Origin of the sequence: Acaryochloris sp. 'Moss Beach' (assembly GCF_021497025.1) — a bacterium.
In the GTDB taxonomy this organism is placed as follows: domain Bacteria; phylum Cyanobacteriota; class Cyanobacteriia; order Thermosynechococcales; family Thermosynechococcaceae; genus Acaryochloris; species Acaryochloris marina_A.
This window is the reverse complement of the sequence record NZ_CP071717.1, coordinates 2,658,547-2,681,148: the sequence shown is the minus strand read 5'-3', so window position 1 is coordinate 2,681,148 and position 22,602 is coordinate 2,658,547. Positions and strand designations below refer to the sequence as shown.

Below are 22,602 nucleotides of genomic sequence, written 5' to 3'. Positions count from 1 at the left end.
AATGGAGTATTAAAGATGCCTCTACGTCAGCAACCTTCACCTCCGACCCCTTGGGATCAAGGGTTGGATCAACCTCAAATTAGCGAGTCGGCCTATGTGCATTCCTCAACGAGCTTGATCGGAGATGTTCGTCTGGGACACCAGGTCTTAATCGCACCTGGCACGTCCATTCGAGCAGATGAGGGTATGCCCTTTTACATTGGTGCAAATACTAATATTCAGGATGGTGTGGTCATACATGGCTTAGAACGAGGCCGAGTCACCGGAGATGATGGTGAGTCTTACTCGGTCTGGATTGGTGAACATACCTGCATTACCCATATGGCTTTGATTCACGGACCTGCTTATATTGGCGATGATTGTTTCATCGGCTTTCGATCAACGGTGTTTAATTCCAAGGTAGGGCACCGCTGTATTGTGATGATGCATGCGCTGATCCAGGATGTGGAAATTCCACCTGGAAAATATGTTGGATCAGGGGTTGTGATTACCCACCAAAGCGAGGCCGACCGACTACCGGATGCCAAGACAACTGATCATCGTTTTTCTCATCATGTGGTGGAGATCAATCGAGCTTTACTGGCGGGCTATCGCTGTGCAGACGATATTGCCTGTGCTGCACCGTTGAACAATGGCCATCGCTCTGAGATAGCTCGACCTCAGAATGAAAAGCTTCAAGAACAGCTGAGCGCTGAAGTGCTGGAACAGATTCTGGGGCAACTTCGGTTGGGGAATCAAATTGGCATTGAACAGGCCGATGCCAGACATTTCAAAGTGGGGTCTTGGCAAAGCTGTCCACCCCTTGAGGGGACAAACCCACAGCAAGTTCTGAACAGTCTCAATCGCAGAATGACGGAATATCAAGGTAACGCAGTGCGAGTCTTCAGCATCGACTCCCATAAGCAACGGGTGATGGAGTGGCTCTTGCAAAGGCCTATGCCTTCTTAGTGCGTTTCTCAGTAGAAGAGCCAAGCTAAGCGCGATGGCCGAAGGCCGGTCGGAGACCATCGCAAATCTCAAACTCTTGCATCTTCAATGAGGAGACAAGCTGGGTACCCGCTTCGCTTTCAAACTTAGAGACCAATCCTTTTGCCATCAAGTTACGAAAGCCAGAATGTCAGGTTGCACAAAGCAATGATAATGATTATCATTCTTACTATTGTCTTATGCAAGCCGTTCAATCTATTCTGGGTAGCTCATCTCACTAACGATTACTCATGACGTTTTGGTATGGCATCGCCCATCATGACTCAACATGCTCTATTCGTCTGTCGGTCCTGTGCCTTCTCGCCGACCCAACGGGATTACAGGGGTCAACGCGGCGGCCATCACCTACTTAGCCATTTATCGCGGCTTCAGGAGCAATCGCCCCTCCCTCCTGAGTTCAAGATCGAAGCGGTGGACTGTTTTAGCGCCTGCAATCGTCCCTGCACCATTGCCTTAGCAGCGGCAGGGAAAAACACACTAATGTTTGGTGACCAATTGCCCCTAGATAGTGCCGCCGCAGTTTTTCAATTGGCCCGCCAATATTATTCCAGTTCAGATGGCATCGTTCCCCGTCAGCGTCGTCCAAAGTCGCTACAAAAAGGGATTCTAGCAAGGATTCCCTACCCTAGCCTGTAACCGCATCCGAACTATGTTCCATGACTCAATGGGTTGACCCTCTACCTTGCATCCCACAGGAGATTATTTTATGTAGATATGTCAAGTTAACTTGCTCTGCGCAGATCCCTCGTCTGAACTAATCATTCTGGAAATGACATTGAGAAAGCTCTGTTTCCGGTCGATTTTCTAATATTGAGCGCCGATCCAGACACCTATCTAGAGATTGATACCCCCGAAATAGCGCATTGTTAGCTGAGCGAATCTGGTGTCCTCAGCTCCGAGTTGTTTCTTCAGCACAGCCTTAAATCTAGGTCTTTATGCATCATGCTCATGTCCTCACTGATTACACCCACATACGCCACGACTCATCAACAAGAGACTAGCCCTGTCGTTCGGACGTTTAAGCGGCGGGAATGTTTGCCCATGATTCAAAACCAAAACCTTCTCTGGAAAATTGAGACGGGTATGGTTCGCAGCATTACTCTACATGAAGACGGTGATATTACTACCCTGGGACTTTGGGGAGCGGGAGATATTATTGGGCATCCGTTCGCTGGCATTGAACCTTTCCATGCTGAATGCCTGAGCAATGTTCGAGTCCATCGACTACAGATCGATGACTACCAGGCATTGGAGGAGGCCATGTGGTGTCACATTCAACAAAGTCAAGCCTTGCTCACCATGCATCATGGTTCAGTTCAAACGCGCTTTAGTACGTTTCTCAACTGGCTAGCTGACAGATTTGGCCAACGGTCTGGAGACGAATACTTTATTCCGCTTCCCCTCACCCATCAAGATATTGCTGAGGTGATTGGTTCCAGCCGAGTCACGGTTACGCGATTAATCGGGGAATTTGAGAGAGAAAATACGCTGTCCTGGTCTAGGAAGGGCTGCGTCTTACGTCATCATTCTGGCTCCAAAACAAAGCTTGCCGAGCATCACTTTAGAAGTCGTCGTCACTGACGATGGAATGTTTTATGCAGTTACCGCTGTCCACCCATTCACCCTCACTACTTAGCCATCTTCGATGCCCCTTCTTAAGCCCCTGGCAGAACTGAGTCGCCATCATCAGCTATCGGATTACATTACTGCGATCTCCTGGTCGCCCGTTGGCAATACTCTGGCCGTAACTTCGGGGGCAGGAGAGGTTCTTTTGCTGCACAACGATAGTGATCTATTGCTTCAAGATGGCAGTAGTTCATCCATCGATAGCATTGCCTTCTCCGCTGATGGCCAGTGGTTAGCAGCCGGTGGTCAAGCAGGGCAGATCCACCTCTGGCTCATGGCGACAGAGAAAGCCCTAGCTCCAAAGACCCTAATGGGCGACTCTGCCTGGATTGACCGGCTCCAGTGGCATCCCCACCGCAACTTACTCGCCTTCAACCGAGGGAAGAAGGTGCAAATCTGGGATGTTGATAGGGCCGAAATGCTGACCTCTCTTGAACTTGGGCATCAAGTTCAAGATATTGGCTGGTCGCCCGATGGGCAACATATTGCGGTGGTAGCCAATACCCTAATCCACATCTGGCAGATCCCCCAGTGGCATCAATCCCTCTATCAATGGGAACTGATAGCTCCAGCAATGTCTCTATCCTGGTCGCCGGGCGGGGCTTATCTAGCTACAGCAAATCAAGACCAAAGCGTCAGTATTCTAACGTGGTCAAAAGTATCTCTTGTCAATCAGGTGCCCACTGCAGAAGATGACTTACCGACCCTCATCCGAGGTTTTCCTGGTAAGATTCGCCAACTGGCTTGGGCCGATGTACCCGATTCGGAGCGCTCCCCCATATTAGCGGCTGCAACCCGTGAATATGTGGCGATGTCGACGCTATTACCCAACGCAGACTGGCAAAGTTGGATTTTAGAGAGTCACACTGCAAGTGTTTTAGATATTGCGTTTCAGCACCAAACGGGTTTGCTCGCCTCTCTATCTGAAGATGGTTGGGTCATTTTGTGGCAGGCAGCTATTGAAGCTGCTCAGATGCTCAATGGCGCGAAGGACGGATTTTCGTGTTTGGCTTGGCACTCCACTGGAAAGTATCTAGCTGCAGGTGGTCAACAGGGTGAAGTTTTAGTTTGGTCTGTTGGTTTAGAGAATGAAAACGACGAAGGGGGGCATGACTGAGCGTGACCCTCTCTGTGTTAGATTGGCCCATTTTTGGCATCAATATTCGCTGTCCGATTTGTTGCCAACAGAGTCCGGCCCTTTTGCTAACCGAGGCGTATCTTTGCCCTCGTCATGGGGTCTTTGAAGCTGATCCCGTAACGGGCGGTCTCGTCCACCCAGCTTCGGAGCGATGTTGGCATCACTGGCAGGGCAACTGGTATCAGCAGCATCGCGACCCGGAAGGGCTAAAGATAGAAGTTAGCCAAGCACTTGATCACTTGCATTACCAGGGCCGTCGAGCGATTAGACTTACCCTTGCTCACCGATATGAAGCGCTAGTCCAGCCCCATTTAGAATCCCAATCTGACTGGTGGCGACAGATTTACTATGCCAAACCCCGGCTCTATGGACTGCCCTTAGAATTTAGCTTCGCCATCGATGCTGACTCTCGCTGGCAGGTCATCAATTTTGAATTCTCTACAGAATTTGGCCCACCAGCTTATGCTTACCCGTTCTGCACCCGATGGGATGAGGGCGTTGGCAAGTCAATATAAGGGGCGGTGGGACGGGTATCGAGTCCGTTGATGCAGCGTTGGCTGATTCTAAAAACTATGACCATCATTCTATTAAAATCCTGCTGGCAGCAAGTCTATCCATGAAACAGACAAATTCTTCCTATGACGTAGTGATAGTCGGTGCTGGCCCTGCTGGGGTGGGTTGTGCGGTCGCGCTTCAGGAGCTAGGCATGGAAAACTTTATCCTGCTGGATCGGCTGCAGGTGGGGGCGTCTTTTCTCCGCTGGCCAGCAGAGATGAACTTGATTACCCCCTCGTTTCCGAGTCATGGTTTTGGCCTACTCGATCTCAATGCCATTACCTTGAAAACGTCTCCAGCGATCGCCTTTCGACGAGAACATATCAATGGCCAGCAGTATGCACTCTATTTGAAAACGGTGGTCGATCACTTCCATTTGCCTGTGAAGACAGAAACGGATGTTTTGGCAATTGAGCCCCTTTCTCAGTGTCGTGGCTTTATCCTCAAGACGTCTGGCGGAGACGTCAAAACCCAGTTTGTGATCTGGGCTGCTGGAGAATTCCAATACCCAAGGTTAAATCCATTTTTGGGGGCAGACCATTGCATTCACAATTCTCAGATTCGCTCGTGGAACAATTTGCCAGGGGATGAATTTACGATCATCGGCGGCTATGAAAGTGGTATGGATGCCGCCACCCACTTAGTCGCCTTAGGGAAGAGCGTCAGGGTTTTAGATCGGACTGGGGTGTGGGGGAACCAGGAGACGGATCCGAGTATTTCCTTGTCACCCTATACGCTTCAGCGCGTGATGTTGGCCCATCAAACGGGTCGTCTCGAACTGATCGGCAATGTCTCCATTGAGGAAGTCAAAAAAGTGTCGGGGGGCTATGCCGTCTTCAGCGAATACCAGAAATGGCTGACGGTTCATCCCCCGATTCTCTGTACTGGTTTTGAGACCAGCTTGCAGCAGATTGCGTCGTTGTTCTTTTGGACAGAGGGGCATGCCATTTTGAATGATCAAGATGAGTCTACTCTGACGCCAGGGCTGTTTGTGGTTGGCCCCTCCGTCCGTCATCACGGTCTTATTTTTTGCTTTATCTATAAATTTCGGCAGCGGTTTGCAGTTGTGGCTGATGCGATCGCACGCCGTTTAGACCTTGACCCTGCGCCTTTAGAAACCTACCGCCAGCAAGGCATGTTTCTAGATGACCTGTCTTGTTGCGACAACGACTGTATCTGTTAGCCACTAGACCTCTTGCATGAATCTTACCTGAAGCTGCTCTTACCCTTTATGGATTGCACTAGCCCCTCTCAGTCCCCTAATTCTGATACTGCTGGCGAAATTCACGTCCAGTTATATGGGGCGATTATGTCGATGGATTTCACCCTTGCACTCGCCCCCTAAATCCCCCACCAGTGGGGGACTTTACCTATTTCTGCAAATCAGATTGGAGAGAACAATGCTTGAGATTTTCGGTCCTATTATCCAGCTTAGCTATAGGCTTAAAGTCCCCCAGAATGGGGGATTTAGGGGGCTGCAAAAAGCTTTGTCATGTAAACAAATGCTGATTTCGCCAGTGGCTCTACTACTGGGGAGAGAGCAACGTTATCTTGTCCGATTCTGTTAATGATCCGCTATGCCCCTACTTATCCCACCAGCCCAGCGCTCTATCGTCGTGATCGGTAAAGAAAATACGGGCAAATCTCAACTGGTTGCTTCGCTCACGGGATGTTTGCCTTACAGCATTAACTTCCGTGGCTCTACGATTGCCTGTGACACCTATGTCGGAGACGGACTGACTGTTGTGGATATCCCCGGTATTTTGTACCGATCGGATCGGGTCACCACGCAAGCTGCACTGGCGCAATTAAAAACCCATGACACTGTGTTGTTGGTGATCAAAGCAACCCATGTTGATGAAGATCTAGCGGATTTATGGCCCTTGGTAGTGGGGAAGCGGGGTATTGTTGTGGTCACGTTTTGGGACAAAGTGTCTCACGCTGGGTTTACCCAGCAGATTGTCCAATGCTGGGAACAAACCTCTAATCTGGCGTTTATCCCCATTGATGCGAGACATCTGACCCTAGGACAGCATCACGAAATTCGGGCAGCTTTGCAAGATCCGGCTGTATTTCCACAACGGCAACCCATTCCGGCTGGATGGCGGATTGAACCTCGACCAACGGTGTTAGAACATCCACAGTTTGGATGGCTGGTGGCGCTCATTCTCCTACTACTGCCTACCCTACTTGCGGTTTGGTTTGCCAATAGCTTTGCGGCCGTTGCTGATCCCCTTGTGCAAACGCTGATCAAACCCCTGATAGATGTTCTGGCTGATATACCCCTGTCTCTGCCCAAAGCAATGCTGATTGGGCGTTATGGCTTGCTGACGATGGGACCCTTGCTATGGGTCTGGGCTGTGCCAACCGTTATTCTCTATGCTCTATGTCTGGGAACTTACAAGGCTAGCGGTTTGGTAGAGCGGATCACGGTTGCCCTACATCCACTGTTGCGTCCTTTTGGTTTATCTGGACGGGATCTGGTGCGGGTCGTGATGGGATTTGGCTGTAATGTGCCAGCAGTGATCAGTACCCGTGCCTGTTCTAGTTGCGCTCGAAAAACTTGTATTTCGGCGATTGCCTTTGGTTCCGCCTGTTCATACCAATTCGGTGCCACGCTGGCGGTGTTTAGTGCAGCCCATTGGCCTAGCTTGGTGATTCCCTACTTGGGTTATCTAACTTTAACAACGCTGATCTACACTCGCTTGATTGCCCCTAAGTCGGCTCGTTCTCTCCACAACCCGTTGATGATTGAACACCGCACGTTTTTGGAAAGACCCCGCTTGGCTACCATCTGGCGAGAAACTCAGGGTACGCTTCATCAGTTTTTGACCAATGCCATTCCCATTTTTGTGGCTATTACCTTGATCGCATCGATTTTAGACGAGCTGAGTCTTCTGACTGCTGCTGCATCCATTATTCATCCCCTGATGCGGATCTTTCGCCTCCCTCCAGAAGCAGCTTTGCCCATGATCCTGGCTTCTATTCGCAAAGATGGTTTGCTGCTCTTTGCTGAAACTGAGACTCTCTCCACTCTCACACCGCTGCAGATTCTCACAGGGGTCTACCTGGCAGGTGTCTTGTTGCCTTGTTTGGTCACGGCACTGACGATTGCCCAAGAACAGTCTCTCCGATTTGCGCTGGCGTTAATGGGTCGTCAGGCAATAGCGGCAACTTGCTTCTCCTTGATCTTGGCCTGGGGAGGGTACTGGTGCTCGGGTGCATTCGCCAGTGAGGTGTTCCCTTCAACAGCATCCTCTGACCTGAGTCAACTCCATGCCAGGACTGAACTGTCTCGTCTACGAGGTAGAACGGAAACTGACGCAAATACAGAAATTGCAAGTTTTTTACCGCACAAATTCTTGGGTCTGCGCCAGAACTGCATTGCAGTGGGTTGGTCGGCCTGAAGGCAGGTGATTAAGCGGTTTCTGCCTGGTCTGAAAATGCCCCTAACCACCCAAACGACATGTTTTTGAAGCCTTAATTGTCAGCGTTTCCATATACAGCCCTATGAAGCACCGGATTTACCCCCTGGATCGTATTGCCATCACGATGATGGCCGCTCTCACATTCCTGATCGGCTTTATCATCATGGGGGGAGACCATACGGTGCCGATTGTCCGCAACTTTAATTGGCAAGAGAAACGAGTTGGCATGGAAGATACGGCCTTTATCTTGTCGTTCAATCGGACGATGGATTGGCCCAAGGTTGAAGAAAACCTGACTTTAACCCCTGAGTTGCCGGGAAAACTGAGTTGGTCAGGCCGACGACTGGCCTATACGTTGACTGAGCCTATCCCTTACGGGACTGAATTCAAAGTCCAGCTGAGCCAAGTGGAGGAAGTTGGCCTGAGTCCCAATGTCCAACCCAAGGTGATGCAGCCGTTTTCGGGGACGTTTCGGAGTCGCGATCGCGCTTATGTATACATAGGTGTAAATGGGGAAGAATCAGGGCGGTTAATTCTCAATAACTTAACCCAAGACCAAAAAACTGTTCTTACACCTGCCGACCTAGTTGTCACTGAATTTAAGCTGTATCCCTATGGCGATCGCATTTTATTCTCTGCCACAGAACGTAAAAGTGTCTCTGCAGGAAATTTTGACCCCAAACTCTACACCGTCACGACAGGGTTACAGGCCAATCCTCCTGATCAAGATAGCGGCTCTCAAAAACTCGCAGGCGAAATGGAACAGGTCTTGGATAACCGGCAATATCAAATTCTCAAATTCGACCTCGCTGCGGACGGCAGTCGAATAGTTGTCCAACGGGCACTTAAAGAAGGAACAGGCCTAGGTCAGGTCAGTCTTTGGCAACTCCCCCCAGGCAAATCGATCCAATTACTAGAGAAGGTCGAAGGAGGGAATTTCTTGATTGCCCCTGATAGTCGATCGTTAGTGATTGCCCAAGGACAAGGATTGGCAATCTTACCCCTAGAAGGCAGTGAGAATGATCAGCCCTTGGAGTTTCTCCCTAAATTTGGGATGGTTTTAAGCTTCGCACGAGATGGATCAGCCGCTACGATGCTCAAGTTCAATCCCGATTTCACCAAGTCTTTGTTTTTAGTCACGACTCAGGGCCAGCAAACTGAACTGCTCAAAACAAGCGGCTCAATTCTCAGAGCGACCTTTGACCCCAAAAAACAGTTACTTTACTGTTTGCTCACTCAGGTAGGCTCTGGCGAAGAATATGTAGAAATTCCTTACTTTGCAACGATTGACTTAGCCACCCAAACAGAAACGAGGCTCTTGAATCTAACCAATCAGCGTGATACGAATATGGCCCTCGCTCCAGATGGTTCAGCGTTGCTATTTGACCAAGCGATTGAAGCGAGTCCTGACAATCCAGAGATTGTGCAGACGGATCAGGGCGGTTCAGTAACCACCAGTAATCTCTGGATTTTACCCTTAGAAAGTAGTAAGCAGCAGCCTTATTCCGTTGGCTCTGGTATCGATCCACAATGGTTACCGTAAATCACGCTTACTCGTTCAACACCGTATCAAGATCTATCTGCTGGTTCCCCCAAAGGCAACATCTCTCTACCCCTCTTTTGTCACGTTTGATAGATGAAAAATCAGGATGCTTGAGCAATGTATGCACTAGAAGAGAGTAAACATACTCCATCCTATTTTCTCTGGGAAGAAGCTGGAGGATGCGATCACATCACGTTTGGGTCACCATTGATCCTCTGTCATCGCCTGTAGTAAATGCGTTCCCAAGGTTGTTAACCCGAAGAGACTTCCCAGAGGTTAGGGTTGAATCGTAATATTGACGGTCTATTAGGCAGGGCTGTTATCATAAAATGAGAATGATAATCATGTCCGATAGTCTTTTGATTTGTCAAAAAAAGGTTCTCGTTCCAGGTGCAGTAAGGAGTTGAGTATGCCAGAGAAACTAACCCCTCATCAGCGGCGCGTGTTGGAAGTCCTCTTTTCCACTCCCCAAGAATTTTCTGCTCAAGATCTGCATCAAGAATTTAAAAAGCAGCAACAAAGAGTGGGGTTGGCAACGATTTACCGTGCCCTTAAGGTTCTCCAGCAGCGTGGCAAAGTGCAAACACGTTCTTTACCCAATGGTGAAGCGGTTTATAGTATTGCCTCCGCTCATCGACATCATCTGACCTGTGTAAACTGTGGCAGGTCCATGCCATTAATGAACTGCCCAGTCCACGAGTTAGAACAAGAACTCTCACAAACACAGAAATTTCAAGTCTTTTACCACACTCTAGAATTCTTTGGTCTATGTCAGAACTGCGTTGAAGTGGAGATTTTAGCCTGAATCGAAGGACTTAGGTGGGCATAGGCGCTAAAAGAGCTGGGTGTAAGATTCTAACCCCTAAAACTGCGGTAAATCCAGGGTAAAACCTGGCAATATCTCTTCCCCTGATAATTGAGTCGGCAGCGAGCGCACTTCTGTATCTTGCTCTGGTTGATAAATTTCTACTTGCTGGTCTTGGGAATTGATCAGCCAACCGAGCCGCACGCCATTGTCTGCATATTCCTGCATTTTCGCTTGCAGCACAGCTAGGTCATCGGTCCGAGACCTTAACTCAATCACAAAATCGGGAGCTAGGGGTGGGAATCGTTCTTGCGCTTCTCTTGTGAGGGTATCCCAGCGACTTTGTTCGACCCAGGCAACATCTGGTGATCGTTTCGCACCGTTGGGCAATTGAAACACTGTTGAAGAACTAAATACCTGACCTCAGCCAGAGGCATCATTCCAGTTCCATACCTTTGCACCCAGCGACATTTCGCGATCGCCACTTAAACCGCCAACTGGAGGCATAACGATTAGATCCCCCTGTGCGGTCATCTCAAAGCGCAATTCTTCATTTTGACGACAAATATTGTAAAACTGCGCTTCAGTTAATGCTGCTTTTGAAGCATTGATGGTTAGCGTTTCCATAACCGTTACCTAACCTAATCGGCAGTTTACAAAGTTGCTCGTGTCCTGATTCTAATTGAGAAGTGTTGGAGATCGCGACTGTGCCTCGTGAGCAAAGTAACCCATCCCCCCATTGCATTTAGGGGCTTCACCGATCGCTTCAAACTACATCCGTTTCAGTAATTCATCGTACTCATCATGCGTGCCAATCCAGTACCAGTAGATATGATCAGATTCCAACAAACCCAAGACACGGTAGTTGAGGCTGACACGAGCAGAATAAATCAGTTGCTTCTGACTAACACGTTTGAACTGAAGACTTGGATGATAGGGGTCTTCCTGCCAAAGGGCATAGGCTTTATCGGCTTGCTCCTGAACGGATACAGGAAGATTGTTCAACCGCTTTCGAAATGACTTGGTGACACTCGATTTCACTGTTGTGTTGGGAATACCTCACCCAGTGGAACTGTTTCTCCTGCTGCGATCTCTTGCCGCACCATTGCTGCCATCTGATCCCATTGATCGTCTGTTGTAGCAGCAAAACGGGTTTCCCATTGTTGCTCGTCTTGCAACTCTGCCAAAAATCGAGATGCGATCGCATCTTGCTGGTGGGGTGGGAGTTTTTGGATTTGGGAGATCGCCTGTTGAAGGAGTTCAGTCATGATTTTGTCGTGGCAAAAACCACAATCGCACATCGTTTATCGATTTTAGCTGATGCTCAGAGACATTGCTTTCTGTCAGCCTCGGCGAATGGCTGAAGTCTCATGGTGCAAGTGTTAAGACGAGATGCTTCTGATCGAGAGATATATATCCAGCCGACTCAGCAGTTCACAACGTCGCTTGTGTCCTGACTCTAATTGAGAAACGTCAGCGATCGCGACTATGTCCCTAGAGCAAGGTAACCTATCACTGAGATTTTTCACCCGCCCTAGATTAGAATGCCTTTAGCCTTCTTTCTGCGTAGCTTACAGGGAATTCTTTCAAACAACACTCTGTATTTTGGTTGAGCTTCGATACCGTTAAAATCTAACGTTGGAGTTCCGCGGACGGTGATTATGTTTGTGTTAAAGCTGATCTCTTAAGCTTCCGTTCCGTTGCAAGCGCTTGTTAGATTTTATAGTATGAAATTAAGACTTTTTTGCCTCAGCAAAAAGCTTCTTCATCTCATCTCTTGCAGTAACGAGAAGGCTGATCGCAAACGAAAGACAAAGTGATGTGTAGCCCTCTTCTACTTCGCTGTAAACTCCCCGACCTCTTGTTTGACTAGCCATGCGGTAGAAAGACATTGGAAGTCCATGAACATGGCTTGAAAGTAGCTTATAAAGCCAACGGAAAGTTTGCCGATCAACCCCGGCTCTTTGCCCAATTTCTTCAAGTGGGAAGAGGTAAGCATCGCCACCTTTAAGAAACTTTTTTATCTGTTTCTCAGGCATATTCATAAAGTATGTATTTGCCTTGAGGCGTGAACGGAGTTCACCTGCCTGTTCTTCAAAGCCTTCAATGTCTTGTTTTTCATGAGTCATTTCCTCGAATAAACGAATTCGACTTTTGCAGTCATGAAGATTGAAAATATTCCAGCGACATTCCCATTCCTCACGAGAACACTCGTCGATGCACAAATAGAAGAACGTTAGACGAATTTCAAGTATTGACCTCACCATTCCTGCAATTGAAGCATAATCCCAATGCTCTACAATTTTTTCTGACCATGAACTATATGGAGCGAGAATTGCAAGACTTACGCTACGCGAACACAAGGACGTAAATAAGACAGAAGCATAGAAATGTGACCCCGTCGGAGAAGGTATCCCTGCAAATCGCTGCGATACTTCAATGCAATGGTGTACGACATTGTTTAGTGCATCAATTTGCTCCTTGTAGTTCTCGGAAGGAACATTTGTCATCAAGGATATCTAACTCCATTACCATTCAGGGTATCTAACTATGGTTATACGTCAGGCTGTTGCATAACACACCTATAAATAATATTAGACGCCACCTATCATATAACACCGTATTTTAGTGGATTAGACATCAGGTGCTGGATAACATACCGAAACAATGATTTATTGCGAGACTGTGTCGTATAACACCCTCCTTGCTGCCTCAATTGCGATAACTCACTGAATCAAGGTTGAGGATCATCAACACAGAACAGATTGAGTGGGTGAGTCAAAAACGGCTACCGCTTTGCGATTAAATTAGCTGATGTTGCTCACTCATTCAGTTTGTTGGCATCGGTTGGTGAGAAATCCAGGATCAACCCCATCGCCCTGAAAAGCTAAAGCTAAGGTAAAGTCACCCAACTGATGTCGAAATACTTATAGAATGATTATCATTATCTAAACCATTCTCCGATGAGGTTATCATCATGGTTACCGCTGCAACAGGTACTGTCCCCGTCACCGTTCTAACTGGCTATCTGGGAGCGGGGAAAACAACATTACTCAACCGCATTCTCACCCACGAACATGGCAAGAAAGTGGCCGTGATTGTGAATGAATTTGGTGAGGTAGGTATTGATAATCAGCTGGTGATCGACGCCGATGAAGAAATCTTTGAAATGAACAATGGCTGTATCTGTTGCACGGTGCGTGGCGATCTGATTCGGATTATTGGCAACCTGATGCGACGACGAGATAAGTTCGACCATATGGTGATTGAGACCACAGGGCTAGCGGATCCGGCCCCGGTGATCCAGACCTTCTTTGTGGATGAAGATATGCAAACCCAGCTCAATCTGGATGCAGTGGTGACGGTTGTAGACGCTAAGCATATTCACCAACATTGGGATGCAGATGAAGCCCAAGAGCAAATCGCTTTTGCGGATGTGGTTTTACTGAATAAAACCGATTTAGTCAGTGAAGCCGATTTAGTGGATCTAGAAAATCGAATCCGCTCCATGAATGCCATGGCCAAAATTTACCGCACTCAGGATGCATCAGTGGAGATGGACTCTATTTTGGGGGTGAGTGCCTTTGATCTGGACCGAGCTTTGGAGATCGACCCTGAGTTTTTAGGAGAAGATGCCCATGAACATGACGAAACCGTGGGGTCGGTGGCCTTAACAGAATCGGGGGAAATCGATGGCGAACGACTCAATAGTTGGCTAGGAAATCTGTTGCAAACCAGAGGGCCAGATATCTTTCGCATGAAAGGGATTTTGAACATTGCGGGGGCAGATCAGCGTTTTGTATTTCAGGGCGTCCACATGCTGTTTGATGGCCGTGCAGATCGCCCTTGGAAAGCTAATGAAACCCGCAAGAATGAGCTGGTGTTTATTGGCCGTAATTTAGATGAAACTCAGTTAAAACAGGAGTTCCAAGCTTGCCTCGTGTAGCTCAGCCTCACCTCGGACGTCAATGGCGTGGGCGTTTAGATGATTACGTGACGGCCATTGCCTGGTCACCCAATAGCCAGCAGGTGGCTGCCTGTGATGGAGCGGGCACGGTTCAGTGTCTGAATCGGATGACCCAGCAAACCCATTGCCTGCAAACGGGCACCGGACAGTCCGTGGATGCCTTGGCTTACTCTGCTGATGGCCATTTTCTGGCAGCAGGGGGGCAAGATGGCCGTGTTTTTATTTGGGAGATGAGCGGAGACCCACCAACCCTAGTTACTTGTCTAGAGAATCCTCGCGCCTGGGTGGATCAACTAGCCTGGCATCCCCGGCGTCAAGAATTGGTGTTTAGTTTGGGGCGCTATGCCCAGGTCTGGGAAGCTGAGACTCAACAAGTCCTGACCACTCTCGCTTTTGAAAGCTCTTCCGTTTTAGATTTAGCCTGGCATCCTCAGCAGGATTGGCTGGCGGTGGGGGGCCATCAAGGGGTCAAAATTTGGCAGGATTGGGACCAAGATCCGGAAATTCGAGAGATTTCAGGATCGAGTCTCTGTGTCTCTTGGTCACCCGACGGGCAATATTTAGCCTCAGGAAATTTAGATCCCACCTTAGTGGTCTGGCCTTCGGATAAAACAACCCCCTGGCGCATGACGGGTTTCCCAGGCAAAGTTCGGCAGTTGGCCTGGTCCGTGGTGGATGCTACTCATCTTCTGTCTGCAGCCAGTGGTAGCTGCGTCACTACCTGGCAACGTGAAGGGGATGGCTGGGAAGCCGAACTGTTAGATAAGCATACGCAGGCGGTCAATGCCATTGCCTTTCAGCCCAATAGCACCCTTTTGGTATCTGCAGCGGCGGATGACTATCTCTGTCTGTGGCAAGGTGGATACAAGCTAATACAAGCGCAAAAAGGCATCAGCGGTTCAGCGCTGGCTTGGAGTCCAGATGGCCAGACCTTAGCCCTAGGGGGTCAGCAAGGAGAATGGCAGCTTTGGACCCAAAGTTCACGGGGGCAAGGATTTCGCTAGTTATTTAGTGGAGAGTATTTCCAATGGATTTGTTTAAAACATCTACGCCTAAAGCGGATCCAGAACAGATTGAACAACTGAAAGCCTGGGTTTATGAAGCCTTTACCATTCCTGCTGATATCCCGGTGTCAATTAGTCAGTTGGCCTGTCATGAGCCTTGTTGCCCACCCATAGAAACGGTGATTGCGATCATGACCCATCCCCCCTCAGCAATATAAGCTCCATCGAGCCGCCAGTGAGATTGCCAAGCAAGATATTGATGCACTCTGTGAATCTCTTCGTTAGGGGCTAAGGGTTAGGCATTAGATAAACAATGGAAACAATGGCTTGTCTTAATTCCAATCATTTACCCTGAAGCTACCCTCTGTGGCGCTCCTGATTATATTTGCAGGTCTACATCCGCTAGCCTGAGTTGTTCGTACTATTAATGTGGGCAAATTTTCATGTATTAGATTGTCTACCTCAACGAACTAAATCTCTTGAAGGCTATTTACCATTATGAAGACAACGACCAAAGCCGTTGCCGTTACCACCGCTTTATCCAGTGTGCTTGCCCTCGGTCTAGTTGCGACTCGATCTGACAATGCAGTTGCCGGTAAGCCTGGGTTTGAAAAATGTGCGGGTATCGTCAAGACTGGCCTCAATGACTGTGGCACGAGCAAGCATGACTGCTCTGGTAAAGCGACAGTCGATAATGACCCAGAAGAGTGGATTTATGTGCCTGCTGGAACCTGTGAAAAGATTGTTGGATCAACCTTGAAGGAGGCTGCTCCCCCTGCGGAAGCTGTTGAAGAAGACAAGAAGCAGGGGTAAGTCACTTCACCCTGCAAAGTTGGAGTGCCTGCTTGTCAATAGCAGGCACTTTGCGTTTTGGAGTATTTATGGCTTCAATGACTTCAAGTCAGGGGGCTGAACTGAGATTAGTTGGCACTAAAGGGTAGTGATGAATGGTGCAGATTAATCTTTAAGTTGCCATTGTCGTCTTTAACGTAACCAAGGGTAAACTCCACTTTTATTTCTTCACCATCTGTTTTAGTGAAGAAGTAATTCCCCATTGCTACGGCTGAGTCATCGTCAACGATGATGCCTTCATTTTCCCAACGAACTTTAGTGTAGGGTGCAAGGGCAAATCCCTTGTCTTCTTTCAAATTTTGGCCAATGAAATAAGATAAGGCTTCTTGTTTGGTCCCTCGAAATTGATCCTCAGATGCTAAGGTCGGTTTGAACAAAACAGAACCCATATCAAACCCATAAAACTTATCAATATGGGCGATGGCTGCTTGTTTAGGATCTTCAGCTTTGCCTATTTCTACAATGCCATTTCCCCATGCGTCTTGTGCTGCTTCAACTTCTTCAGTGGTGATGTCGGAAGCGTAAGCGCTCGTAGCAAGAAGGGTACTAGCTAATGCGAGAGTTAATGCTTGTTTCTTCACTTTTATCTCCAAATAAATAAAAAAAACAAAGCCTGTGCCGATTTTTTTTAGACAGACTTTAAATATATGAACGTAACCAATTTTATAAGATTTAAGGAAAATTTTATATTTAACCTATGGTGTCATCGGCAGGAAAACAGATTTTTTATTCTTAAACCCGTTGTCGTAGCTGCTGACGGTAAGGTTGCGATGGCCGTTGCTTTCTGTCCACAGAACATAGGCCGGTCGGAGACTATTGCAATTCTCCAAATTCTCTATAGGCAATGCACTTAGGTGCAAACGATGACAAAATCGAAAACTCCACATCCAAAGGAAGGATTGGTTCGTATTTAAATGGAAGCAGCAGCCAGCCTACTCTGCTCAACGAATGCAAACTGCTAAAGGAAATTCACCATCATGAAAACGACGACCAAAGCCATTGCTGTTACCACCGCTTTATCAGGTGTGCTTGCCCTCGGCCTAGTGGCAACGCGATCGGATGATGCAGTCGCCGGTAAGCCCGGTTTTGAAAAATGTGCCGGTATCGTCAAGACTGGCCTCAATGACTGTGGTACTAGCAAGCATGACTGCTCTGGTAAAGCCACCGTCGATAATGATCCAGAAGAGTGGATTTATGTGCCTGCTGGTACCTGCGAAAAGATTGTCGGATCAACCTTGAAAGAGGCTGCACCTCCTGCTGAAGAAGGCAAGGAGAAGGGTTAAGTTAATTGACCCAACGAAGTTTGAGTGCCTGCTGTGAATCGGCAGGCACCCTTACGTTTTGGAGTATTTATGGTTGCTATGACAACGATTCAAGGAGTTGGGATTGGGTTGCGATCGCAACACTACAACCACATCCTTACTCATCAACCCGCCATACCCTGGCTAGAAGCCCTCTCCGACAATTATTTGGGGGGTGGTTTGCCTTTGTATCACCTCGAACAAATTCGAGCACAGTATCCGATCGCATTGCATGGCGTCAGTCTGTCTCTAGGGTCAGCGGATCCCCTCAATCAGGATTACTTAACCCAGCTCAAACAGCTTGCGGATCGAATTGAGCCAGTTCATGTCTCTGATCATTTGGCCTGGGTGTCCGTCAACGGCCATTATTTCAATGACTTAGCACCGCTGCCCTATACAGAATCGGTTCTCCATTACGTTGCCGATCGGATTTCGCAGGTGCAGGACTTCCTCGGTCGCCAGATTCTGATTGAAAATCTATCGCCCTATCTCCAGTTTCGCCACAATAGCTTGACTGAATGGCAGTTTCTGGCCGCCCTCTTAGTTGAAGCCGATTGTCATCTGCTCTTAGATATCAACAATGTCTATGTCAATGCGACTAATCATGGCTTTGACCCCTTGGACTATCTGGACGCGCTTCCTATTGATCGGATTAAAGAGATCCATCTGGCAGGTTACGAAGAGCAGGACCACTTTTTATTTGATACCCATGGCTATCCGGTCCAGCCTGGAGTCTGGACGCTTTATCAGCAGGCCCTTCAGCGGTTTGGTCCGGTGCCGACGCTGATTGAATGGGATACGGATATTCCTAGCTTTGATGTTTTGATGACCGAAGCCCAGCAGGCTGACACCTACCTATGTCAACACCACCCCCAGAACTAAGGGAGTTGCAGCGGTTGTTTTACGATGCGATCGCAACAAAAGACGCCGACAGCATCCAGCAGCTCCAACCCCAAATGTGCAGCACAGAACACCTCTCTTTTGAACGAGGCTTATCCGCTTACCAAGGCAGCGTCGTCGGTAAATTAAGCCGCGCCCTCGAAGATATTTATCCTGTCTGTTGTCGGTTGGTGGGTGTCCAATTTTTCACCGCCATGGCTCGGCAATATATCCGTCGACATCCCTCCCAATCCCCCGACCTCGGAGAGTATGGGGAACAGCTCCCTGTATTTATAGCCCAGTTTGAACCGGCAGCATCGTTACCCTACCTATCTGATGTGGCCCGTTTAGAGTGGTATTGGCACCGCATCTTTAACAGTGCAGACCAACCGGGATTAGATTTGGCCGCCTTGGGTCAAGTGCCACCTGACCGTTGGCCTGAACTGGTGCTCCAGCTTCCCGACAATAGTGTGTTAATGACCTCCCCCTATCCCGTTCACCGAATTTGGCAAGTGAATCAGGCCGATGCCTCTAGTACCGAGACCATCGATCTGAACGAGGGCGATGTGAATCTGTTTCTCTGGCGAGACCAGTATGAAACCCGGATTGACTTACCCAGTGCTGCTGAGTGGCAGCTCCTACAAGCCTTTGCTTCCGGTGACCCATTTGGAGAGATTTGCGCCCAGCTTGAGGACAACCCAGATATTGACGTCACCGCTCTGCTCCCTCTCTGGGTTCAGCGAGGATGGGTTACAGGATTTACCCTCGGCTTGGACGAATCGCTTTAACGTTCGCACTCACCGGATACAGATAACCTTTGCAACTAGCCGCTGACTAGTTCCGGGTGCAGTGCAGTTGTTCTACCGCTGGCAAAAGAATGTCAATCAGATGTAGCATGAGCGACTTCACCTAATGCTTCCTCAATTACCGCATCGCTCACACCGCGACGTTTCAAACTGTTCACTAATGCGGTCACTGTCTCACTTTCAAGCCGCTCTAAATCAACTCGCAACCCTTGACCAACATAGGCGCGAATCAGAGGCTGATAGCCTGAAAATCCCAATAATGGCGCAACTCTCTTCAGGTCTTCTATGACATCTTCAGGCATCCGAATGGTCACACTGGTCATAGGACGGTTGCGATCGAGGCGCTTCTTTAGGGCTTCAATTTTCATAGTCGGCTCTCTCCTGGTGAGTTGCTTTGCGTGCTGAGATAATTCGTATACCTTTTGCTTCTTGCTCGATGTGGACGACATACAGCAGATTCCATCGAGTATCTAGCCCAATTACAGCATCTCGCGCTTCATCATTACGACTTGCATCAACAAGCACAAGGAAGGGGTCAAAAAAAGCCTCAGCCGCTTATTGAAAGGTAATGCCATCGTGATTGAGTGGATTGATTCGCGCTTTTTCATCATTCCAAGAAAAGGTAATGCCATGCAGGACAAAGTACACGTTCATATTCTTCATTATTACGCAGAACGTATGTACGATGTAAATACGATTTTAATGGCAGTCGGCTATTCTCCTGTAGTTCACCGTGTTCAGAAGACCAAATCTGGGAATCTTAAGTTTGCAAAGCCTTGTGCTATAAACGGCGTGCACCAGATACTAGATGTGAAGCTCTAGGCGACGGTTCGGACAATGCTGGCCTTGGTTAATGCAGGGACAATGCGATTGCAATCTGTGATCTCAACTCTTAAGAAGACACTAGGCTGAGACATTGAGTGAGCTTCCATCACAAAGAACCGTTAGAATTAAGGTGTATGTAAGGTTTTGCCCCCCTCAGAGCTGTGACCAAGCCCAAGGATATTTGCCAAGTTCGTTGTTTTAATGAGGACTTGGTTACCCAAGCGAATGAAGCACTACCGGGAGAAGATTTACTGGTGGAGGCTCAAGTGTTGTTCAGTGCCTTAGCTGATCGGTCCCGGTTAAAGATTTTGTGTGCCCTGAGCAGGGGGACAGAACTCTGTGTTTGTGATGTGGCATCTTTGCTAGAAATGAAGATCGCAACAGCGTCCCATCATCTACGAAAGCTACGAGATCTTAAAATTCTTAAGTATCGAAATGATGGCAAATTAGCTTACTACTCCCTCAAGGATCAGCGCGTCGCCGAAATTCTTCATCATGCACTGAATCAACTGGTTGAATAAGTCATTCTAATGTTGGCTTGAATGTTTGATTTGGGTGCAGTAACATTCTAATACTGCTTTGAATGTTAGAACGTGGAGAGTTGCTATGAGCGATCATTGCTGCCAAGCTAAAGCCAAGGCATTGTCAAAGCTGAGAAAGCAGCAGGCAAAAGTGCTTTGGATCGTTCTGCTGATCAATCTATTGATGTTTTTCGTTGAATTTGGAGCGGGGATTCGGGCAGAGTCCCTCTCCCTCACAGGAGATTCCTTGGATATGCTCGGGGATGCATTGGTCTATGCCAGCAGTCTGTATGTCCTTAACAAGAGCATTAAAGCCCAGGCCGGAGCCGCTTTTCTCAAGGGTCTAATTATGTTCCTGTTGGCAATTGGTGTCTTTGCCAGGGCAAGCTATCAACTGTTTAGCGGCGCGAGTCCAGCAGCTTCAACGATGGGCATCGTGGGTATGGTGGCCTTGTTAGCCAATTTGCTCTGTCTCTTACTCCTGACCCGGCATCGGCAAGATAACCTGAATATGTCTTCCGTGTGGTTATGCTCTCGCAACGACATTATCGCCAATACCTCCGTTTTAGTGGCAGCCGGATTAGTCTCGCTGACCCGTTCTATCCTGCCGGATTTAGCGGTGGGTTTGCTGCTAACGGTCGTTTTTACCCAGTCAGCTGCAAAAGTCTTGTCGCAAGCTTGGCGACAGATGCAACAAGCCTAATCGCTGTATTCACTGCGTCATAGAATCCGGGCAAGTTTGGGCGAAGTCAGGGCCTAGGGGGCCAAACAATTTTTTAGCAGTTGCTGTAGCTGTGCTGTGTCAATATTGCGGCCAATAAAGACCAACTGATTTTTCGGGGCATCAGGCCACTGATCGGTATCCATCGTATATCGCTTGCCACTGAGCTGAAAAATATAGCGGGATGTATTTTTTTCAAACCACATGAAGCCTTTTGCTCTGAAAACTTCTTCCGGTAGCTGATCGGTGACGAAATCCTGCATTTTTTCTAAGATAAAGGGCCGATCGCTTTCAAAGACCATCGATGAGAAGCCATCTACGGTGAGGTGATCTGAATGGTGGTGGTCATGATCGTGGTGGTCATGATCGTGAGGGTCATGATCGTGATCGCCATGATGGTGATGATCATGATCGTCATGGTGATGATGCGCCTCCTGCTCTGCAAAGGCTTTGGCTTCCGCTTCATAAGCCTTTGGATCAAAGAGGGCTGTATCTAGAATCAACGGGAGGGGGACTTGGCCCTGTTGCGATCGCAATAACCGTGCCCCCCATTTGTGATCGCGAATCCAATGCTCTAGTTCCTCAACCTTTTGATCGGTTGCCAGATCGGTTTTGTTGAGAACGACAATATCGCCAAAGGTGATTTGATTCAGGGCTGCCTCACTCTGAAAACATTCCGGGGTAAAGGTTTCTGAATCCACCAAAGTGATGATCGAATCTAACTGGGTGACATCCCGCAGTTGGGAACCGACGAAAGTGAGAATAATCGGCAGCGGATCGGCTACACCCGTGGTTTCGATGACGACATGATCAATTTTTTCCTCTTGTTCGAGGACTGAATAGACTGCCTCTACCAAGTCGTCATTGATGGTGCAGCAGATGCAGCCATTGGTCAGCTGAACCATATTTTCATCAATGGTGGTCAACAACTGACTGTCAATATCGATATCTCCAAATTCATTGACCAGTACAGCTACCTTCAGGTCTTGGCAGGTATTGAGAATATGGTTGAGGAGTGTGGTTTTACCACTTCCCAGAAACCCCGTGATAATCGTAACCGGCATGCCTTTTTTAGGCAGTGTTATATCGACGGATTGGGATGTTTGAACGCTTGCAGATAAATTAGTCAAAAGTATCCTCCAATTACTGTGTGTGGAAAGGGTCTGAAGATGATGACGATGCAGTTGAGAGGGTGAGCGCCAGTCGCTGCAAGGTGGTGAAGATGTTATAAAACCCATTGGCTCGAGACGGCGTCAAGCTCACATTGAGTCCTGTTTGTTGGATAAAATCAGGCGTGACCCGAGCGATTTGTTCTGGGGAGAGCCCATCCAACCCTTTAATCAGCAATCCCACTAACCCTTTAGTCATTTGGGCATCAGAGTCACCCTGGAAATGAACGATGCCATCCTCCAAAGTTGCTGTGACATAGACCTGGGACACGCAGCCCACTACTTTATTGGCAGGCTGCTTATCCGCCTCTGGAAAGGGAGGGAGTTGTTTGGCAAACCACAGTAAATACTCATACCGACGCTTGGTATCCGTAATGGTCTGGAAGCGCTGGACAATTTTGGCAAGGGCAGGAGGTAGGGATAGATCAGTAGACATAATGGAGGACTGTGAAAAGGCGACATCAACCATAAGAAT

27 protein-coding genes and 2 pseudogenes are annotated in these 22,602 nt (G+C 48.3%); 19 read left to right on the top strand and 10 right to left on the bottom strand.

What is annotated here, in order from left to right:
* Positions 1-15: 15 nt before the first annotated feature.
* Positions 16-948, top strand: a complete 933-nt coding sequence (locus HRE53_RS12555) for a ribulose bisphosphate carboxylase small subunit (protein WP_235110817.1) — start codon at positions 16-18, stop codon at positions 946-948.
* A gap of 25 nt (positions 949-973) precedes the next feature.
* On the opposite strand, the gene HRE53_RS34355 is transcribed toward HRE53_RS12555, so the two are convergent.
* Positions 974-1,096, bottom strand: coding sequence for a hypothetical protein (locus HRE53_RS34355; protein WP_255801425.1), 123 nt, complete (start codon positions 1,094-1,096; stop codon positions 974-976).
* A 134-nt stretch (positions 1,097-1,230) separates the two neighbouring features.
* Here HRE53_RS34355 and HRE53_RS12550 point away from each other — a divergent pair, with 134 nt between their 5' ends.
* The 8 genes from HRE53_RS12550 to HRE53_RS12515 all read left to right on the top strand — a co-directional run bounded on the left by HRE53_RS12550 (position 1,231) and on the right by HRE53_RS12515 (position 10,082).
* Positions 1,231-1,623, top strand: a complete 393-nt coding sequence (locus HRE53_RS12550) for a DUF1636 domain-containing protein (protein ID WP_212663729.1) — start codon at positions 1,231-1,233, stop codon at positions 1,621-1,623.
* A 306-nt stretch (positions 1,624-1,929) separates the two neighbouring features.
* Positions 1,930-2,568, top strand: a complete 639-nt coding sequence (locus tag HRE53_RS12545) for a Crp/Fnr family transcriptional regulator (protein ID WP_235110815.1) — start codon at positions 1,930-1,932, stop codon at positions 2,566-2,568.
* 64 nt (positions 2,569-2,632) lie between these two features.
* Positions 2,633-3,730, top strand: a complete 1,098-nt coding sequence (locus HRE53_RS12540; RefSeq protein ID WP_235110814.1) for a WD40 repeat domain-containing protein — start codon at positions 2,633-2,635, stop codon at positions 3,728-3,730.
* A 2-nt stretch (positions 3,731-3,732) separates the two neighbouring features.
* Positions 3,733-4,266, top strand: a complete 534-nt coding sequence (locus tag HRE53_RS12535; protein ID WP_235110812.1) for a TIGR02652 family protein — start codon at positions 3,733-3,735, stop codon at positions 4,264-4,266.
* A 101-nt stretch (positions 4,267-4,367) separates the two neighbouring features.
* A complete protein-coding gene (locus HRE53_RS12530) occupies positions 4,368-5,489 on the top strand; it encodes an NAD(P)/FAD-dependent oxidoreductase (RefSeq protein ID WP_235110810.1) in 1,122 nt (373 codons plus the stop codon).
* A 394-nt stretch (positions 5,490-5,883) separates the two neighbouring features.
* Positions 5,884-7,713 (top strand): nucleoside recognition domain-containing protein, encoded by a 1,830-nt coding sequence (locus tag HRE53_RS12525; protein ID WP_235110808.1) that lies wholly within the window; start codon positions 5,884-5,886, stop codon positions 7,711-7,713.
* Positions 7,714-7,816: 103 nt separating this feature from the next.
* The gene (locus HRE53_RS12520) at positions 7,817-9,277 is read left to right on the top strand and encodes a hypothetical protein (protein ID WP_235110806.1); all 1,461 of its coding nucleotides are present in this window, start codon (positions 7,817-7,819) and stop codon (positions 9,275-9,277) included.
* Between the two features lie 409 nt (positions 9,278-9,686).
* Positions 9,687-10,082, top strand: coding sequence for a Fur family transcriptional regulator (locus tag HRE53_RS12515; protein ID WP_235110804.1), 396 nt, complete (start codon positions 9,687-9,689; stop codon positions 10,080-10,082).
* A 57-nt stretch (positions 10,083-10,139) separates the two neighbouring features.
* Here HRE53_RS12515 and HRE53_RS12510 read toward each other — a convergent pair.
* The 4 genes and pseudogenes from HRE53_RS12510 to HRE53_RS12495 all read right to left on the bottom strand — a co-directional run bounded on the left by HRE53_RS12510 (position 10,140) and on the right by HRE53_RS12495 (position 12,592).
* Positions 10,140-10,709 (bottom strand): annotated as a pseudogene (locus tag HRE53_RS12510) (Uma2 family endonuclease).
* Positions 10,710-10,853: 144 nt separating this feature from the next.
* Positions 10,854-11,123, bottom strand: a complete 270-nt coding sequence (locus tag HRE53_RS12505) for a hypothetical protein (RefSeq protein ID WP_212663720.1) — start codon at positions 11,121-11,123, stop codon at positions 10,854-10,856.
* Positions 11,120-11,350, bottom strand: coding sequence for a hypothetical protein (locus HRE53_RS12500; protein WP_212663719.1), 231 nt, complete (start codon positions 11,348-11,350; stop codon positions 11,120-11,122). The genes HRE53_RS12505 and HRE53_RS12500 overlap by 4 nt, the downstream gene beginning before the upstream one ends.
* Positions 11,351-11,815: 465 nt before the next feature.
* On the bottom strand, positions 11,816-12,592 hold the full coding sequence (locus HRE53_RS12495; protein ID WP_235110799.1) for a DUF5677 domain-containing protein: 777 nt from the start codon (positions 12,590-12,592) through the stop codon (positions 11,816-11,818).
* Positions 12,593-13,059: 467 nt separating this feature from the next.
* Here HRE53_RS12495 and HRE53_RS12490 point away from each other — a divergent pair, with 467 nt between their 5' ends.
* The 4 genes from HRE53_RS12490 to HRE53_RS12475 all read left to right on the top strand — a co-directional run bounded on the left by HRE53_RS12490 (position 13,060) and on the right by HRE53_RS12475 (position 15,866).
* Positions 13,060-14,028, top strand: a complete 969-nt coding sequence (locus tag HRE53_RS12490) for a GTP-binding protein (RefSeq protein WP_235110797.1) — start codon at positions 13,060-13,062, stop codon at positions 14,026-14,028.
* The gene (locus tag HRE53_RS12485) at positions 14,016-15,053 is read left to right on the top strand and encodes a WD40 repeat domain-containing protein (protein ID WP_235110795.1); all 1,038 of its coding nucleotides are present in this window, start codon (positions 14,016-14,018) and stop codon (positions 15,051-15,053) included. Before HRE53_RS12490 ends, HRE53_RS12485 begins: the two co-directional genes overlap by 13 nt.
* Positions 15,054-15,076: 23 nt before the next feature.
* Positions 15,077-15,271 carry a hypothetical protein gene (locus HRE53_RS12480; protein ID WP_235110794.1) on the top strand — a complete coding sequence of 65 codons (195 nt, stop codon included), beginning with the start codon at positions 15,077-15,079 and terminating at the stop codon, positions 15,269-15,271.
* Between the two features lie 280 nt (positions 15,272-15,551).
* Positions 15,552-15,866, top strand: a complete 315-nt coding sequence (locus tag HRE53_RS12475) for a DUF2282 domain-containing protein (protein ID WP_212663713.1) — start codon at positions 15,552-15,554, stop codon at positions 15,864-15,866.
* 107 nt (positions 15,867-15,973) lie between these two features.
* On the opposite strand, the gene HRE53_RS12470 is transcribed toward HRE53_RS12475, so the two are convergent.
* Positions 15,974-16,486: a hypothetical protein gene (locus HRE53_RS12470; RefSeq protein ID WP_212663712.1), complete on the bottom strand. Its 513-nt coding sequence runs from the start codon at positions 16,484-16,486 to the stop codon at positions 15,974-15,976.
* Positions 16,487-16,882: 396 nt separating this feature from the next.
* On the opposite strand from HRE53_RS12470, the gene HRE53_RS12465 reads away from it, so the two are divergent.
* From HRE53_RS12465 to HRE53_RS12455, 3 genes are all read left to right on the top strand, one after another.
* Positions 16,883-17,188: a DUF2282 domain-containing protein gene (locus tag HRE53_RS12465; RefSeq protein WP_212663711.1), complete on the top strand. Its 306-nt coding sequence runs from the start codon at positions 16,883-16,885 to the stop codon at positions 17,186-17,188.
* Positions 17,189-17,257: 69 nt separating this feature from the next.
* On the top strand, positions 17,258-18,088 hold the full coding sequence (locus HRE53_RS12460) for a DUF692 domain-containing protein (protein WP_235110792.1): 831 nt from the start codon (positions 17,258-17,260) through the stop codon (positions 18,086-18,088).
* Positions 18,064-18,873: a DUF2063 domain-containing protein gene (locus HRE53_RS12455; protein WP_235110790.1), complete on the top strand. Its 810-nt coding sequence runs from the start codon at positions 18,064-18,066 to the stop codon at positions 18,871-18,873. The genes HRE53_RS12460 and HRE53_RS12455 overlap by 25 nt, the downstream gene beginning before the upstream one ends.
* Positions 18,874-18,965: 92 nt before the next feature.
* On the opposite strand, the gene HRE53_RS12450 is transcribed toward HRE53_RS12455, so the two are convergent.
* Together HRE53_RS12450 and HRE53_RS34885 are read right to left on the bottom strand one after the other, a co-directional pair.
* Positions 18,966-19,259 carry a hypothetical protein gene (locus HRE53_RS12450; protein ID WP_235110788.1) on the bottom strand — a complete coding sequence of 98 codons (294 nt, stop codon included), beginning with the start codon at positions 19,257-19,259 and terminating at the stop codon, positions 18,966-18,968.
* Positions 19,249-19,545, bottom strand: a pseudogene (locus tag HRE53_RS34885) (BrnT family toxin). The gene HRE53_RS12450 and the pseudogene HRE53_RS34885 overlap by 11 nt, the downstream one beginning before the upstream one ends.
* Between HRE53_RS34885 and HRE53_RS12440 the strand changes: the two are divergent.
* From HRE53_RS12440 to HRE53_RS12430, 3 genes are all read left to right on the top strand, one after another.
* Positions 19,468-19,713, top strand: coding sequence for a hypothetical protein (locus tag HRE53_RS12440; protein WP_235110786.1), 246 nt, complete (start codon positions 19,468-19,470; stop codon positions 19,711-19,713). The pseudogene HRE53_RS34885 and the gene HRE53_RS12440 sit on opposite strands and share 78 nt — an antisense overlap.
* A 164-nt stretch (positions 19,714-19,877) precedes the next feature.
* Positions 19,878-20,237: a metalloregulator ArsR/SmtB family transcription factor gene (locus HRE53_RS12435; protein ID WP_212663707.1), complete on the top strand. Its 360-nt coding sequence runs from the start codon at positions 19,878-19,880 to the stop codon at positions 20,235-20,237.
* An 85-nt stretch (positions 20,238-20,322) separates the two neighbouring features.
* On the top strand, positions 20,323-20,940 hold the full coding sequence (locus tag HRE53_RS12430) for a cation transporter (protein WP_235110785.1): 618 nt from the start codon (positions 20,323-20,325) through the stop codon (positions 20,938-20,940).
* Positions 20,941-20,993: 53 nt separating this feature from the next.
* On the opposite strand, the gene HRE53_RS12425 is transcribed toward HRE53_RS12430, so the two are convergent.
* Together HRE53_RS12425 and HRE53_RS12420 are read right to left on the bottom strand one after the other, a co-directional pair.
* Entirely contained in the window at positions 20,994-22,088 is a 1,095-nt protein-coding gene (locus tag HRE53_RS12425; RefSeq protein WP_235110784.1) for a GTP-binding protein, read from the bottom strand.
* Positions 22,089-22,101: 13 nt separating this feature from the next.
* Positions 22,102-22,563 (bottom strand): SufE family protein, encoded by a 462-nt coding sequence (locus HRE53_RS12420; RefSeq protein ID WP_235110783.1) that lies wholly within the window; start codon positions 22,561-22,563, stop codon positions 22,102-22,104.
* Between the last annotated feature and the right edge of the window lie 39 nt (positions 22,564-22,602).